This is a genomic window from Amycolatopsis sp. NBC_01307 (genome assembly GCF_035975215.1).
Classification (GTDB): domain Bacteria; phylum Actinomycetota; class Actinomycetes; order Mycobacteriales; family Pseudonocardiaceae; genus Amycolatopsis.
Map to the genome: position 1 here is coordinate 1,474,565 of NZ_CP108403.1, position 14,074 is coordinate 1,488,638.

Here is a 14,074-nt window from a genome sequence, read left to right on the forward strand (position 1 = left end):
CGTCTCGCTCGATCTTGGTGTCCCGGGCCGGGCCGCGCTTGTAAAAATCACTCGGCGGGCATCGGCGGGAACGGCCCTTCGGCGGGGAACCGGCGCCGCAGGGCCAGGAACTCCGTCGGGGTGTGGCCGGTGAAGTCCTTGAACTCCTTGCCGAAGTGCGCCTGGTCGAAGTAGCCGACGCGGTGCGCGAGATCCGCCCAGCCGGCCGGGCCCAGCGCGTCCACCGAGAGGATCAGCCGTGCGAAGCGGTAGATCCGCGCCACCCGTTTCGGGGTGATCCCGACGTGGGCCTTGAACTGCGCGGCCAGGTGGTTGCCGCTCACCCCCGCGGCCTCGGTCAGCGCGCCGACCGGGACCGCGCCGTAGGAGGTCGCCAGCCGTCCGCCGGTGTGCCGGACCAGGTCGAGACCACGCGCCGGCGCCTCGGCGAGCCGGGCGCGCAGCTCCTCCTCGACCACCCGCAGCGTCTCGCCGGCCGACGCGAGCTCCCCGAGCCGGTCGCGGATCCGGTCGAGGGACCGGTGCCAGACGGCGTCGACCGGCACCCACCGGTCCCGCAGCTCACTGGCCGGCACGCCGACGAACGGCGACAGCCCCCACGGCTTGAAGTGCACCCCCACGAGCCGCACCCGCGCGGGGAACTCGACGCGGAAGCGCCGGGTCCACATCCCCATGAACCACCCGTCGGCGAACACCGCCGGCGGCACCGAAGGGTCGGAGTCGTACAGCCGGACGGGCGCGCCCAGGTTGAGGAACAGGTGCGCCGACGGCATCGGCGGGACGGTCATCAGCCGGTGGCCCGGCACGCCGGTCTGGCAGTAGACGTCGTCGACGAACCGGTCGAGCGGCGGGGCGGGCACCTGGCCGACGTACTCCATGAGCCCAGTGTGGCCGGGCCGGTCCGGCCCGCGCGATAGGTTGCCCGCCATGACCGAGCCCGGACCCTGGCCCCCGGCCCCGATCAGGACCGAGCGGCTCGTGCTGCGCGAGTCCGAAGCCCGGGACCGCGCGGCGTTCGTCGAGCTGTTCGCCTCGCCTGAGGTCGGCGGCTACATCGGTGGCGCGCAGCCGCGCGACGAGCTGGAGCGCACGGTGGCCGAGGTGCCCGGGCGGCGCTTCGGCCTCTTCGCGGCCGACCTCGACGGCGCGATGATCGGCATGATCACGCTCGACCGGCGCGACGCGGAGACCGAGCTCGGCTACCTGTTCCTGCCGGCGGCGTGGGGCCACGGGTACGCCACCGAGGCGTGCGCGGCGGCGCTCGGCTGGTTCGCCGGCGTTCGCCCCGGCGAGCCGGTGGCGCTGCGCACCCAGACCGCCAACGTCCCCTCGATGCGGCTCGCGGCGAAGCTGGGGTTCACCGAGGTGGAGACGTACGAGGCGTACGGCGCCCAGCAGTGGCTCGGCCGGTGGTCGCCGGTCAGGCCGGCCGGCCGGTGAGTGGCTGCAGGCCCGCCGGATCGGGCAGGCCGTAGCGGGTGTTGAGCACCTGCATGGCCGCGCCGGCCGCGACCACGTCGGTGCCCAGCGTCGTCAAGCTGACCTCCACGGTGAGCCAGTCGGCGCCGGGGAGCTGGGTGCGCACCGCGTGCTCGACGGCGTCCCGGTAGACGTCGCCGTGGCGGAGCAGGTCGGCGCCGCCGAGGACGATGTGGCCCAGGTCGAGCGTCTGCAGCAGGTTCACCACGCCGGTCGCGAGCACGGCCGCGGCCGCCGCGGGGTCGGCCGCCCGTTCGTGGACGGCTTCCAGGCAGCCGTGCCGGCCGCACGCGCATCGCGGCCCGTCGAGCTGGACGACCGTGTGGCCGAACTCGCTGGCGTTGGTGTGCGCGCCGCGGTGGGCGGCGCCGCGCAGCCACAGGCCGGCGCCGACCCCGGCGTCGACCACCACCAGGGCGGCGTCGCGGAAGGCGGGGCCGCGGCGCCAGGCTTCGGCGGTGACCCCGGCCGTGACGTCCTTGTCCACCACCACCGGCAGGCCCAGCGCGCGTTCGGCGAGCTCGGCCAGCGGGACGTCGCGCCAGTGCCGCAGCCGGTGCGCGCCGCGGACAGTGCCGCTCGACTGGTCGAGCGGCCCGATCATGCCGACGCCGACACCCGCCAGGATCCGGGCCGGGTCCGCGCCGGCGGCCGGCTCGGGTGCGCTCAGGCGGTGTTCGGCGATCATCGTCGTGACGCCGGCAGCGAGCCGGACCAGCAGCTGCTCCGGGGTGAAGTCGTCCGGCAGCGGGGTCGTGGCGGACGCGCGGACGGTGCCGGCCAGGTCCGTCAGGGCCAGGCGCAGCTCGCGGCGGGTGACCTGCGCGCCGATCGCCCAGCGGCTTTCGGGGACGAGCCGGTAGACCGCGGCCGGTTTGCCCAGCGCCGGCCGCCGCACGCCGGCCGGTTCGAGCAGGCCCTCCTCGACCAGGCGCGCCAGCACCTTCGACACCGCCTGCGGGGTCAGCCCGGTGACCTCGGCGACCGTGCCCCGCTCGAGGGTGGGCAAGGTTCGCGCCAGCGCGATCACCAGGGCCTCGTGGTAGTCCCGCAGGAAAGCCAGGTGCACCGCGTCACCTTACCGCCGGTGTCTGGAACTAACGCAACAGCGTTGCTAAAGTCGCCGGAATGGAGGATCTCACCCGCCGGCGCCGCTGGGCCGCGCTGCTCGCACTGGCCCTCGGCTCGGTCGCGATCGGGCTGACCGAGTTCGTGCCGGCCGGGTTGCTGCCGGACATCGCGCGCAGCGTGCTCGGGGCCGAGTACGCCCGGTCCGAACCGGACGCCGTCGCGCACGCCGGCTGGATGATCACCGCGTACGCGCTGGGCGTGGTCGTCGGCGCGCCGCTGATCGCCACGATCACCGCGCGGCTGCGGCGCAAACGCCTGGTGCTCGGGTTGCTGGTGCTGTTCGTGCTCGGCACCGCGGCGTCCGCGCTGGCCTCGACGTTCGGGCTGGTCCTGGCGGCCCGGTTCGCCGCCGGGCTGCCGCACGGCGCGTACTTCGGGGCGGCCGGGCTGCTGGCGGCGTCGCTGATGGGGCCCGGCAGCGAGGGCCGGGGGTTCGCGGTGGTGCTGAGCGGGCTGACCGTCGCCAACGTGGCGGGCGTCCCGGTGATCACGCGGCTGGGGCAGGCCGTCGGCTGGCGGACGGCGTACCTGGTCATCGCCGGGGTGTTCCTGCTCGCGCTGCTGGCCGTGGCGCTCACGGTGCCGGACGCGCCGGCCTCGGGCGGGTCGCCGGCCGACGAGCTGCGGGCGTTGCGGCGGCCGCAGGTGTGGCTGGTCGTGGCGACCGCGTCGATCGGGATCGCCGGGTTTTTCGCGGTGGACAGCTACCTGGCGCCGATCACGACGTCGGTCACCGGGCTGTCGTCCGGGTCGGTCGCCTGGGTCCTGGTCGCCGTCGGGCTGGGCATGACCGTCGGCAACGTCCTGGGCGGCTGGTCCGCCGACCGGAACCTGCACCGGGCCATGGTGGCGGGCTTCGGCGCGGTGATCGTCGCGAACGTCTACTTCGGACTGACCGCCGGCTCGGCGTTCGGGCTGTTCACCGGCGCCTTCCTGATCGGCGGGACGATCCTGTTCCTGGGCCCGGTCCTGCAGGCGCGGCTGATCGCGGTGGCGCCGGGCGCCCAGCTGATGGGGGCGGCGCTCAACCAGTCGGCGTTCAACGCGGCCAACAGCATCGGCGCGGCGCTGGGCAGCGTGGTCATCGCGGTCGGCCTGGGCTACCGCGCGACGGCATGGGCCGGCGTCGTGGTGAGCGCGATCGGGTTCGCGCTGGCCGTGGCGGGCTTGGCGGTGGAGCGCCGTCGGGCCGCCCGGCCGGCGGCGGTCGCGGAAGGGGACCGGATAGGGTCCGGCGGGTGAAATACCCGGAACTGGAAACGGCGATCCTGAACCTCGTCATCGCGGCGAGCGACGAGAGCGCCGCGGCGTTCGGCGCCGCGACGATCACCCGGCTGCTCCGGGAAGAAGCCGTGGAAGACGCCGTACCGGACGAACTTTCCGAAGACGCCTGGGCCGCGCTGGCCACCGCCCGCGAGTCGATCCTGACCGTCGACGCCGGCGAGCTGGGGGCGCTGATCGAGCGGATCGACGCGGGGATCCTGGTCGACGACGACCTCGACCGCGGGATCGTCGCCGCGCTGACCGCCCTGATGCACTGGAACAGCTACCTCCAGGGCGGCCGGCGCGGCGAGCTCTACGAACTGGCGATCCGCTCGATCGAGGACGTCGACTTCCAGGTGTCCGCCGATCTGGACGACATGCTGGCCACCCCCGAGATGGCCGCGGAGTACGACCGGATCCGCGGCCTGCTCACCTCCTAGCGGGCGACCCCGGCGGCCGCGATGATCGCGGCCGCCGCGGCCATGCCCGCGGCGTTCGGGTGGTACGGGTACGCCGGGGACGCCGGCACCGCGCCTTCCAGCCACCGGGTCGCGGGTGCCGCGCACAAACCGTGCCGGGCACTCGGGTTCCGGATGTCCACATAGGACGCCTTGGTGCGGGCTGCCTGGCCGACCAGCATCACCATCAGGCGGTCGAACGTGGCCTGGATGTAGTTCGCGTCGGCGGCGGTGTAAGGGTCGGCCGGGTAGCAGCCACCCGGTTGCCAGTAGGTCAGGTAGCCGACGACCACCACGCGGGCGGCGGGGGAGCGGCGGTGGATCTCGGCCAGCGCGGCGGCCACTTTCGGTGCGGTGGCGGCGATCCGCGCCTGGAACTGGTCGACGCCGCCGGTGGTGTACTGGTCCCGGCACGACGGGACGACGGGCCCGTCCGGGCTCGCGCACGTCACGAACGCCGAGCTGAGGACGATGTCGTTGGCGGCGATCGCGAGCGTGACGAGGTCGGTGTCCCGGCGCAGCGCGTCGAACTGCGGTGCGACGATCCCGGCCTGCCGCCCGCTGAGGTCGGCGGTCGTCGCGCCGGAGCACGTCACGTCGGTCAGCGTCGCGCCCAGCCGGCCGGCCAGGACGTGCGGCCAGTTCCTGTTGGAGCGCAGGCACGTCGCGTCGATCTGATCCGGGATCAGCGGGCCCGCGGCCGACGAGTCGCCGAGCGCCACGTACCGGATCCGCCCGCTCGCCTCCGCCGGTGCGGCGGCCAGGCAGGCCAGCAGCACCAGCACCAGCACGTACCTCACTGGACCGGCTGCCCTTCGCTCGCCGTGACGGCCTGGTCCTGCACCGCGGCGCGCCGGATCGACATGCCCAGCACCGGCACCAGGGCGACGGCGACGCAGGCCGCGGCGGCGAACACGTAGTAGGGCGCGACGAGGCTGTCCGTGGAGCCTTCGATGAGGCCGTAGACGTACGGCCCGACGAAGCCGCCGGTGATCCCGAGCATGTTGATGAACGCGAGCCCGGCCGCGGCCATCAGGCCGGACAGGCGTGACATCGCGACCGACCAGAACAGCGGCAGCGTGCCGAAGGCGAAGAAGTTCGAGATGAAGAGCAAGCTGATGCTCCACACCGGGTTCCGCGACACCAGGAAGCCCACGAGGACCAGCAGCACGGCGCCGGCGCAGATCCCGATGAGCGTCACCTCGTGGCCGTACCGGCGCTTGAACCAGGGGAAGAACAGCACCCCGGCCAGCCCCGAGATGCCGCCGCTGCCCGCCACGAGGCCGATCAGGAACGGGCTCTGCAGGCCGAGCGACTGGATGTAGGCGGGGAAGTTGAAGCCGATCCCGCCGCCGATCGACTGGTTGATCAGGTAGATCGCGCCGAGCAGCAGCACGGTCGGGTGGCCGAACGCCCGGCGCAGGTTCCCGCGCACGCGCGTCGGCGACGCCGCGGTGTCGCCGACGGCCCGCTCCGAGAGCATGGCCGCTTCCTCCGCCGTGAGCCACTTCGCGTCCGTGGGCCGGCTGGGCAGCGCGAACCAGACGACGATGCCGATGAGGACGGTGACCAGGCCTTCGACGAGGAACATCCACTGCCAGCCGCGCAGCCCGGCGACACCCTGCAGTTCCATCAGCGCGCCGCCGACGGGGGAGCCGATGATGACCGCGACGCAGGGCGCGACGTAGATCAGGCCGACGATCGTGACGCGGTGCTTCTGCGAGAACCACTGCGTGACCATGTACATCATCGCCGGGAACAGGCCCGCCTCGGCGGCGCCGAGCAGCAACCGCAGGATGTAGAACGAGACGTCGTCGCCCACGAACATCATCGCGGCGGAGACGATGCCCCACGTGATCGCGATGCGCGTGATCCACAGGCGCGCGCCGACGCGGTAGAGGATCAGGTTGCTCGGCACCTCGAGCAGCGCGTAGCTGATGAAGAACAGGCCGGCGCCGAGCCCGTAGGCGGCCGCGCTGAGGCCGATGTCGGCCGCGAGCGAGGTCTTGGCGAGCGCGACGTTCGTCCGGTCCACATAAGACATGAAGTAGGCGAGGCCGAGCACCGGCAGCAGCCGGGTCACGGCCTTCTTGGTGGCGAGTTCGTGCAGGAGGTCTCGTGCGTTCGTCATTGGACGCCTTTCAGGTGACTTCTCACGCTGATACCGTCTGACCTGCAATACTACGGAGTATCACGGTAGGGTTCGGCGCGTGTTGGTGTCAACAGCCCGAGCCGGACATGGGATGATGGGACACCTGAAGAACGAGGAGGACGACCAGGTGAGCGCGAGCCCCGACGTCGAACCCGGTGCGCGGAGCAGGATCCTCGACGCCGCGGCGGAGGCCTTCATGGCGACCGGGTTCGCCAACGCCACGATCGACGACATCGCGCGCGACGTGGGTGCGACCAAAGGCCTCGTGTACTACCACTTCCGGTCGAAGTTCGACATCTTCCTCGCCGTCTACGAGGAGGCGATGGGGCGCGTGCGCGAGCGGATCGAGGTGCTCGCCCACGGCGACGGCACGGGTCGCGACCGGCTCGTGGCGATGTCGGAGGCGCACGTGGTCAACCTGATGCAGGACCTGGCCTACCACCACGTCGTCCACCAGGCGGTGCGCGGCCAGGTGGCGACCGCGCTGAAGGCGCGCCAAGTCGCGGCACTGCAGGAGCTGAACCAGCTGCGCAGCGACTACGAGCAGCTGTTCCGGAAGGTGGTGGAGGCCGGCCTCGCCGACGGCTCCCTGCGCGCGGTCGACGCGTCGCTGGCCACGCGGACCCTGCTGAGCAACCTCAACGCCGTCGACACGTGGTTCCGTCGGATCGAGGGCCAGCCGGCCGAGGAGATCCACGCACTGGCGCGCAGCGTCGTGGACCTCCTGATCGGCGGCCTGGCCGGCTGACCCCGGCCACGGCCGCCTATCAGCGCGGGATCAGAACTCGTCCGCTTTGGTCAGCTCGTGCTCGAAGGCGTCCGCCCGGGCGACGAGCGTCTTGAGGGGACGCTCGAACTCGAGCTCGATGCTGAGGTCCTCCAGGGGCAGCGTGTGCTTGAGCAGCGCGACCCCGTCCACGACCGCCGCGCCGCCGGCGGCCGCGGCCCCGGCCAGCTCCAGCAGCTGCCGCAGGTCGATCTTGTCGGCCCAGCCGACCGGCGAGGAGATCTCGACCCACGCGCCGCCGTCCAGCTCGGGCAGGTGGTGCACCGTCGCCTGCTGCGTCCGGTCCTGCGGCCCGGCGAGGCGGAACCGCAGCCAGTCGCCTTGCTCCTCCAGGACTTCGTACCGCGTCCGGACAAAGTTGATCACATCGGTCCAGGTGGTCACCCGCTCCGCCTCTCGCCTAAGACCTTCCAGCGAGAGGAGCATCTCACGCCGCGGTCGGGCCCGGCACTCCGGACATACCGACGGCTCAGCCGAGCGCCATGTCCTGGGAGCGCGACGGGACGGCGTCGAGGATGGCGAGCGTCGCGTCGTCGAACCCGATCGAACCGGCGGCGACGTTCTCCTCGAGGTGCCTGGCGGTCGCGGTGCCGGGGATGAGGTGGACGTTCGGCGCGTGGTGCAGCAGCCAGGCCAGCCCGATCTGCGACGGCGTGGCGCCGAGGGACTCCGCGACGGTGTGCACGGCCGGCTCGTCGGTCACCTTCGGCAGGCCCGGGAACGCGCCGCCGAGCGGGAAGAACGGCACCCAGGCGATGTCCTCGGCGAGGCAGAGCTCGAGCATGTCCTCGTCCTCGCGGCTCACCAGGCTGTACGCGTTCTGCACGCAGGCGATGCCCGCCGGGAGCGCCCGGCGCAGGATCTCCAGGGTCACGCTGCTGAGCCCGATCGCGCCGATCTTGCCTTCGTCGCGCAGCGCCGTCATGACCTCGAGCTGGTCGTCGAGGTCGACCAGCTGGTCACCTTCGGCCTTCAGGCCGGGCCGGGTGTCCAGGCGGCGCAGGTTCACGACGCCGATCTGCTCGGTGCCGAGGGTCCTGAGGTTGTCCTCGACGCTCGCGCGCAGCTCGTGGGGGCGCTGCGCGGGGCGGAGCCGGATCGGCCCGCCGGGGTTGGGGTCGGCGCCGACCTTGCTGACGACCAGCACGTCGTCCCCGGGCCGGAGCGCGTCGCGGATGACGCCGTTGACGAAGGCGTTGCCGTAGAACTCGGCGGTGTCGAGGTGGTTCACGCCGAGGTCGATCGCGTGGCGCAGGAGCGTGACGGCCGCGTCGCGGTCGTCGTGCAGGCGTTCGAGCTGCATCGCCCCGTACCCGACGCGGTTGACGGTGCGGCCGGCGAGCGGAGCGGTGGTGGCGATGGGGGGCATGGGCATCCCGTCAGTCGTGCGATGATGGCGAAGCGGAGGAACCTCCGTTAAGTCGACCGTAGCACAACCGGAGGTGCCTCCGTTTTGTCGTCACCCGATCCGGCCGCCGCCGACCGCCCGGTCCGCTCCGACGCGCGCCGCAACCGCGAGAAGCTCGTCGCCGTCGCGCAGGCCGCTTTCGCCGGCGCCGACGGCCCCGTCGCGCTCGAAGCGATCGCCCGCGAGGCCGGCGTCGGGATCGGCACGCTCTACCGGCACTTCCCGACCCGCGAAGCCCTCGTCGAAGCCGTCTACGCCGCCGAGCTCGACGACGTCGCCACCAGCGCCCCGGCGCTGCTCGGCAAGCTCCCGCCCGAGGCCGCCCTGCGCGCCTGGCTGGACCGCTACGCCGCCTTCTTCCAGACCAAGCGCGGCATGGGCGACGTCTTCCGCGCCGGGGTGGCGTCCGGGCGCATCGCCACCCCGGTGACGCGCAAGCGCATCACCGGCGCGATCGGCACGATCCTCACCGCCGGGGCGGCGGCCGGCGTCTTCCGCGCCGACGCCGACCCCGAAGACTTCACGCTGATCGTGCTCGGGATCTTCCTGTCCACGGTGGAGGACCGCGACCCGGAGCGGATCGGGCGGCTGCTCGACCTCGTCGTCGACGCCCTGCGCCCGAAGTAGATTTCTTTCGCGGCGATGTCGAATGGGGCCGCGGTCGTTCGTCGCCCCAGTGAGAGACCGGCACCGGGCCGGTCGCCCCCACACCGGAGGCCCGCGATGTCCGTCATCACCGTCACTCCCGCGAAGTCCCTGCTCACCGGCGGTCTGACCGCCGTGGCCGCCGCCACCGCGGCGACGTCGCTCCTGGCCGCGGCGGCCGAGTTCGCCGGCATCGGCGCCGTGGTCGCCGGTGCGCCGATCCCGGTGACCGGGTTCGCCGTGCTGACCGCCGTCTTCTCCACGGTGGGCGTGCTGCTCGCCCTGGTGCTGGCCCGCACGGTGCGCCACCCGCGCGCGGTGTTCCTCCGCACCACGCTCGCGCTCACCGCGCTGTCGCTGGTCCCGGACGTGCTCGCGGACGCGCCGGCGAGCACGAAGGTGCTGCTGATGCTGGCCCACGTGGTCGCCGCCGCGATCGTCATCCCGGCCGTCGCCCGCCGCACCCCCGCCGCGCGGGCGTGACCGCCGTGAACCACGAAAGCGTGAGTGCCACCTTGACGATCGCCGAGCCCGCCGCGACGGTGTTCGCCGTGCTGGCGGACCCCGCGGCCCACGCCGCGATCGACGGCACCGGCTGGGTCCGGGAGCCCGTCGAACAGGCGCCGTTGACCGCGGTGGGGCAGATCTTCCGGATGGACATGCACCACTCCGGCCACCCGGACGGCGACTATCAGGTCGTCAACAAGGTCGCGGTGCTCGACGCGCCGCGCGCCATCGGCTGGCTCACCGGGTCCGCCAAGGGCGACGGCGAGGTGGAGTACGGCGGCTGGATCTGGCGCTACGACCTGACGCCGCGCGGCCCAACCGGCACCGAGGTCACGCTCACCTACGACTGGTCGGGGGTGCCGCGGTTCGTCCGGGAGCGCGGCATCCGGTTCCCGCCGTTCGGTCCCGCGCACCTCATCGACTCGCTGCACCACCTGGCCGACCTCGCCCACCGCGTGTCCGTTTAGGAGTTTCGCCATGACGCAGTACCTGCTCGCCGTCCAGCTCGACGAAAGCGTGCCGGAGACCGAGGAAGAGACCCGGACGCAGATGGCGCGGACGGGCCGGGTCGTCGACGACATGAAGGCCGCCGGGGTGTGGGTGTTCGTCGGCGGGCTGAAGCCCTCGCACGCCTCGACCGTCGTCCGCCCCGGCGGCGGCACGACCACGATCACCGATGGCCCGTTCGCCGAGACGAAGGAACAGCTCGGCGGGTTCTGGGTGATCCGGTGCGCCGACCTCGACCAGGCGCTGGCCTGGGCCGGGAGGTGCGCGCTCGCCTGCGGGCAGCCGATCGAGGTGCGCCCGTTCGACGACTTTTCGCAGGACTGAGCGCGGATGGACCTCGACAGCGTCTACCGGGCCGAGTACGGCCGGTGCGTGGCCACGCTGACGCGGCTGCTCGGGGACATCGGGCTCGCCGAGGAGGCCGTCCAGGACGCGTTCGCCGTCGCCGCCGTGAAGTGGGCCGAGGCGCCGCCGGCCAACCCCGGTGCGTGGATCGTGACCACCGCCCGCCACCGCGCGATCGACCGCCTGCGCCGGGAATCCACCCGGGAGGCCCGCCACGCGCAGGCCCTGCTGCTGCACCAGCCCGACGAGCCGGAGGAGGCCGGACCCGTGCGCGACGACCAGCTCCGCCTGATCTTCACCTGCTGCCACCCGGCGGTGTCGCCGCTCGCGCGGACCGCGCTCACGCTGCGCCTGCTCGGCGGGCTGGAGGTGGCGGAGATCGCGCGGGCCTACCTGGTGCCGGAGGCGACCGTCGCGCAGCGGATCGTCCGGGCGAAGAAGAAGATCCGCGACGCCGGCATCCCGTACCGGGTACCCGGCGCCGCGGAGCTGCCCGAGCGGCTGGGCTCGGTGCTCACCGTGCTGTACCTGGTGTTCAACGAGGGGTACACCTCGACGGCGGGGGAGCTGCTGCGGACGGACCTGTGCCTGGAGGCCGTCCGGCTGACGCAGGCGCTCGCCGACCTGATGCCGGACGAGCCCGAGGTGATCGGGCTGCTGGCGCTGCTCCTGCTCACCGAAGCCCGCCGGCCGGCGCGGGTGGGGCCGGCGGGGGAGCTGGTGGTGCTCGCGGAGCAGGACCGCTCGCGGTGGAACCACGAGCTGATCGCCGAAGGACACGACCTGGTGCGCCGGTGCCTGCGTCGTAACCAGCCGGGGCCGTACCAGATCCAGGCCGCGATCAACGCCGTGCACACGGACGGCCCGGCCACCGACTGGACGCAGGTGCTGGCCCTCTACGACCAGCTGCAGCAGCACACGCCGACGCCGATCGTGGCGCTCAACCGCGCGGTCGCCGTCGCCGAGGTCCACGGCCCGGCACTGGCCCTCGCCACCATCGAGGAGCTGGACCTGCCGGGCTACCACCTGCTGCCGGCCACCCGCGCGGACCTGCTCACCCGCCTGGGCCGCACACCGGAGGCGATCACCGCCTACGACGCGGCGATCTCCTTGGCCACCAACGAAACGGAACGAACCTTCCTGAAGACGCGACGGGCGCGCGCGGCTGGGGTCCGGATGTCCTGAAGGGCACCCTCAGGGACGTGTGGTCCCTGGGGGTGCCCTTCAGGGCGTTGAGCCCCGGGTCGGGCGATCAGGTACCAGGACGGGATCGTCAGCCGGGGCACCGGACAGCTCGCCGGGTGCGGCCACGGGCGCTGCGACGCGGCCATGCTCCCGGTCTACCGGAACGGCAGTCGGCCGATTCCCCTTGCACCGAAACGTAAGCCGCGATGGAGCCGAGCGCCTTTACCGGTCGCGGCGTTCGTGATCACCGCGCCGCCGCGGGAGTGTCCGGCCAGGATGGTCGGGCCGGGGCGGGTGGCCGGGAACGACCGGTGGCCGGCGCCCCGAGGCCGTGACCGGCCCGGCACCCGGACGGCGGCGACGCGAAAGGCGTCAGGTCGTCACCGCGTCGCGGAAGGCCTCGACGTGGGCTGCGGCGCACTCGGTCGGGAGGTCGGCGGGGATGACGACGCTGCCGGTGATCGTCATGGCCGGCTTGAGCGGGATCGCGCTGACGCGGGTCGAGCCGATCTCGGCGACCTGCCCGGCGGGTAGCACCGCCCAGCTGCCCGGGTCGGAGCCGACCTCGACGATCGTGTCCTGGGTCGTGCCCACCGGCCGGCCGAGCCGGGGGCTCACGCCGGCGTCGCGCAGCGCGGCGGTGAGGGCGTCGTGCAGCGGCGGGTCGTGCTGTCGCGAGGGGAGCCGCAGGACGCTCTCGGCCAGTTCGGTGATGCCGACGACCGTCCGGTCCGCGGCCGGGTGCTGCCGGGACACCACCGCGAACAGCGGTTCCGTCCAGGTCGGCAGCACCTTGAGCCCGGGGGCCGAGAGCACGCCCCGGGCCAGCGCGACGTCGAGCTCGCCCTGCCGCAGCGCGTTCAGGCGGGCGTCGAGCGGCAGGTCGACGAGCACGACGTCGAACGGCGAGCCGGCTTCGCGCAACGCGTCGATGCCGCGCTCCAGCCGCGTGGTGAACCCGGCGGCCGTGCCGATCCGCATCGTGCCCGCGGCCGTCGTGGCGGCGAGCCGGACCTGGTCGGCGGCCGCGAGGGCGGCCCGCGCCGCGTCGAGCACCCGACGGCCGGTCGCCGTGAGCTGGACCCGGCGTGGCGAGCGGTCGAACAGCCGGACGCCCAGCTCGCGTTCCAGCCGGGCGATCTGCTGGCTGACCGCGGGCTGCGCGATGTGCAGCCGCTCGGCGGCCCGGCCGAAGTGCAGCTCGTCGGCGACGGTGACGAAGTATCGCAACGCCCTCAGTTCCACTGATCCTCCCACCTGCGACGATAAGGACATCTTATCGCTGCGCGTGCGCACTGGACCTGGTTCGCCGCGGGGCGCGGTGCTGAAGTCGTCCCATGAGTATCGATCTGGGTTTGCTCGGCGCCCACCTGCGCGAGCACGAGGTGTCCCCGGAACGGGCCGCCGAACTCGAGGACGCCGGTTACGGCACGCTGTGGCTGGACGCTTCGCCGCCGGCCGACCTGAAGCTGGTGGAGGAGCTGCTCGACGCGACCACCCGGCTGGCCGTCGGGACGAGCGTGGTGAACGTCTGGACCGCCGACGCGGCGACCGTCGCCGCGTCCTACCACCGGATCGTGGCTCGGCACCCCGATCGGTTCCTGCTCGGCGTGGGCATCGGGCATCGCGAGGTCGACACCGGATACGCGTCGCCGTACGAAAAACTGGCGTCCTATGTGGACACCTTGACTGCGGCCGGGGTGCCCGCCGACCGGGTGGTGCTGGCCGCCCTCGGCCCGAAGATGCTGCGGCTGGCCGGTGAGCGCACCGCCGGGACCGTCCCGTGCATGATCACCACCGAGCACACCCGGCGGGCCCGGGCCGCCCTCGGCGCCGGGAAGCTGGTGCTGCCCGGGCACTTCGTGCTGCTGGACGACGACGTCGACCGCGCCCGCGCGACTGCCCGCTCCGCCCCGCCGGGGACGGCGCTGGTGGTCACCAACTACGTCGCCAACCTCCGCCGGCTCGGCTTCACCGACGACGACTTCGCCGGCCACGGCAGCGACCGCCTGATCGACGCGCTTGTCCTGCACGGCGGGCCCGCCACGATCGTCGCGGGTGTCCGCGCGCACCTGGATGCGGGCGCGGACCACGTCGGTATCTACCCCCTCGGCGACGACCCGATCGGCACCCTCCGCGGGGTCGCCGAGGCTGTGTTGGCCTGATCCGTTCGTCGTCTCGGTCCGTTCCGCTCCCTGGACGTGCTG

The 14,074-nt window shown here is 73.0% G+C and carries 17 protein-coding genes; 10 read left to right on the top strand and 7 right to left on the bottom strand.

Going from position 1 to position 14,074, the window contains the following annotated elements; all coding sequences use genetic code 11:
- Positions 1–47 precede the first annotated feature (47 nt).
- A complete protein-coding gene (locus tag OG439_RS06150; RefSeq protein WP_326948376.1) occupies positions 48–878 on the bottom strand; it encodes a helix-turn-helix domain-containing protein in 831 nt (276 codons plus the stop codon).
- Positions 879–927: 49 nt separating this feature from the next.
- On the opposite strand from OG439_RS06150, the gene OG439_RS06155 reads away from it, so the two are divergent.
- Positions 928–1,440: a GNAT family N-acetyltransferase gene (locus tag OG439_RS06155; RefSeq protein WP_326948377.1), complete on the top strand. Its 513-nt coding sequence runs from the start codon at positions 928–930 to the stop codon at positions 1,438–1,440.
- On the opposite strand, the gene OG439_RS06160 is transcribed toward OG439_RS06155, so the two are convergent.
- Positions 1,421–2,548 (bottom strand): ROK family transcriptional regulator, encoded by a 1,128-nt coding sequence (locus OG439_RS06160; RefSeq protein WP_326948378.1) that lies wholly within the window; start codon positions 2,546–2,548, stop codon positions 1,421–1,423. The two genes, OG439_RS06155 and OG439_RS06160, sit on opposite strands and share 20 nt — an antisense overlap.
- Before the next feature lie 59 nt (positions 2,549–2,607).
- On the opposite strand from OG439_RS06160, the gene OG439_RS06165 reads away from it, so the two are divergent.
- Together OG439_RS06165 and OG439_RS06170 are read left to right on the top strand one after the other, a co-directional pair.
- Entirely contained in the window at positions 2,608–3,852 is a 1,245-nt protein-coding gene (locus OG439_RS06165) for an MFS transporter (protein ID WP_326948379.1), read from the top strand.
- A complete protein-coding gene (locus OG439_RS06170) occupies positions 3,849–4,313 on the top strand; it encodes a hypothetical protein (protein ID WP_326948380.1) in 465 nt (154 codons plus the stop codon). The genes OG439_RS06165 and OG439_RS06170 overlap by 4 nt, the downstream gene beginning before the upstream one ends.
- Here the strand turns inward: OG439_RS06170 and OG439_RS06175 are convergent.
- A complete protein-coding gene (locus OG439_RS06175) occupies positions 4,310–5,131 on the bottom strand; it encodes an SGNH/GDSL hydrolase family protein (protein WP_326948381.1) in 822 nt (273 codons plus the stop codon). The two genes, OG439_RS06170 and OG439_RS06175, sit on opposite strands and share 4 nt — an antisense overlap.
- Positions 5,128–6,462 (bottom strand): MFS transporter, encoded by a 1,335-nt coding sequence (locus tag OG439_RS06180; protein WP_326948382.1) that lies wholly within the window; start codon positions 6,460–6,462, stop codon positions 5,128–5,130. Before OG439_RS06180 ends, OG439_RS06175 begins: the two co-directional genes overlap by 4 nt.
- 112 nt (positions 6,463–6,574) lie before the next feature.
- Here OG439_RS06180 and OG439_RS06185 point away from each other — a divergent pair, with 112 nt between their 5' ends.
- Positions 6,575–7,231, top strand: coding sequence for a TetR/AcrR family transcriptional regulator (locus OG439_RS06185; protein WP_326948383.1), 657 nt, complete (start codon positions 6,575–6,577; stop codon positions 7,229–7,231).
- 30 nt (positions 7,232–7,261) lie between these two features.
- On the opposite strand, the gene OG439_RS06190 is transcribed toward OG439_RS06185, so the two are convergent.
- Both OG439_RS06190 and OG439_RS06195 read right to left on the bottom strand, forming a co-directional pair.
- Positions 7,262–7,654, bottom strand: coding sequence for a hypothetical protein (locus OG439_RS06190; RefSeq protein ID WP_326948384.1), 393 nt, complete (start codon positions 7,652–7,654; stop codon positions 7,262–7,264).
- Between the two features lie 85 nt (positions 7,655–7,739).
- Positions 7,740–8,645: an aldo/keto reductase gene (locus OG439_RS06195; RefSeq protein ID WP_326948385.1), complete on the bottom strand. Its 906-nt coding sequence runs from the start codon at positions 8,643–8,645 to the stop codon at positions 7,740–7,742.
- 78 nt (positions 8,646–8,723) lie between these two features.
- On the opposite strand from OG439_RS06195, the gene OG439_RS06200 reads away from it, so the two are divergent.
- The 5 genes from OG439_RS06200 to OG439_RS06220 all read left to right on the top strand — a co-directional run bounded on the left by OG439_RS06200 (position 8,724) and on the right by OG439_RS06220 (position 11,867).
- Positions 8,724–9,305: a TetR/AcrR family transcriptional regulator gene (locus OG439_RS06200; protein WP_326948386.1), complete on the top strand. Its 582-nt coding sequence runs from the start codon at positions 8,724–8,726 to the stop codon at positions 9,303–9,305.
- Between the two features lie 96 nt (positions 9,306–9,401).
- Entirely contained in the window at positions 9,402–9,806 is a 405-nt protein-coding gene (locus OG439_RS06205) for a DUF6069 family protein (protein ID WP_326948387.1), read from the top strand.
- Positions 9,807–9,826: 20 nt separating this feature from the next.
- Positions 9,827–10,297: a polyketide cyclase gene (locus tag OG439_RS06210; protein WP_326948388.1), complete on the top strand. Its 471-nt coding sequence runs from the start codon at positions 9,827–9,829 to the stop codon at positions 10,295–10,297.
- Positions 10,298–10,307: 10 nt separating this feature from the next.
- Positions 10,308–10,661, top strand: a complete 354-nt coding sequence (locus OG439_RS06215) for a YciI family protein (RefSeq protein WP_326948389.1) — start codon at positions 10,308–10,310, stop codon at positions 10,659–10,661.
- Positions 10,662–10,667: 6 nt separating this feature from the next.
- On the top strand, positions 10,668–11,867 hold the full coding sequence (locus tag OG439_RS06220) for an RNA polymerase sigma factor (RefSeq protein ID WP_326948390.1): 1,200 nt from the start codon (positions 10,668–10,670) through the stop codon (positions 11,865–11,867).
- A 372-nt stretch (positions 11,868–12,239) separates the two neighbouring features.
- On the opposite strand, the gene OG439_RS06225 is transcribed toward OG439_RS06220, so the two are convergent.
- Positions 12,240–13,112 carry a LysR family transcriptional regulator gene (locus tag OG439_RS06225; protein WP_326948391.1) on the bottom strand — a complete coding sequence of 291 codons (873 nt, stop codon included), beginning with the start codon at positions 13,110–13,112 and terminating at the stop codon, positions 12,240–12,242.
- A 92-nt stretch (positions 13,113–13,204) separates the two neighbouring features.
- Between OG439_RS06225 and OG439_RS06230 the strand changes: the two genes are divergently transcribed.
- Positions 13,205–14,032, top strand: a complete 828-nt coding sequence (locus OG439_RS06230) for a TIGR03620 family F420-dependent LLM class oxidoreductase (protein ID WP_326948392.1) — start codon at positions 13,205–13,207, stop codon at positions 14,030–14,032.
- Positions 14,033–14,074: the final 42 nt, after the last annotated feature.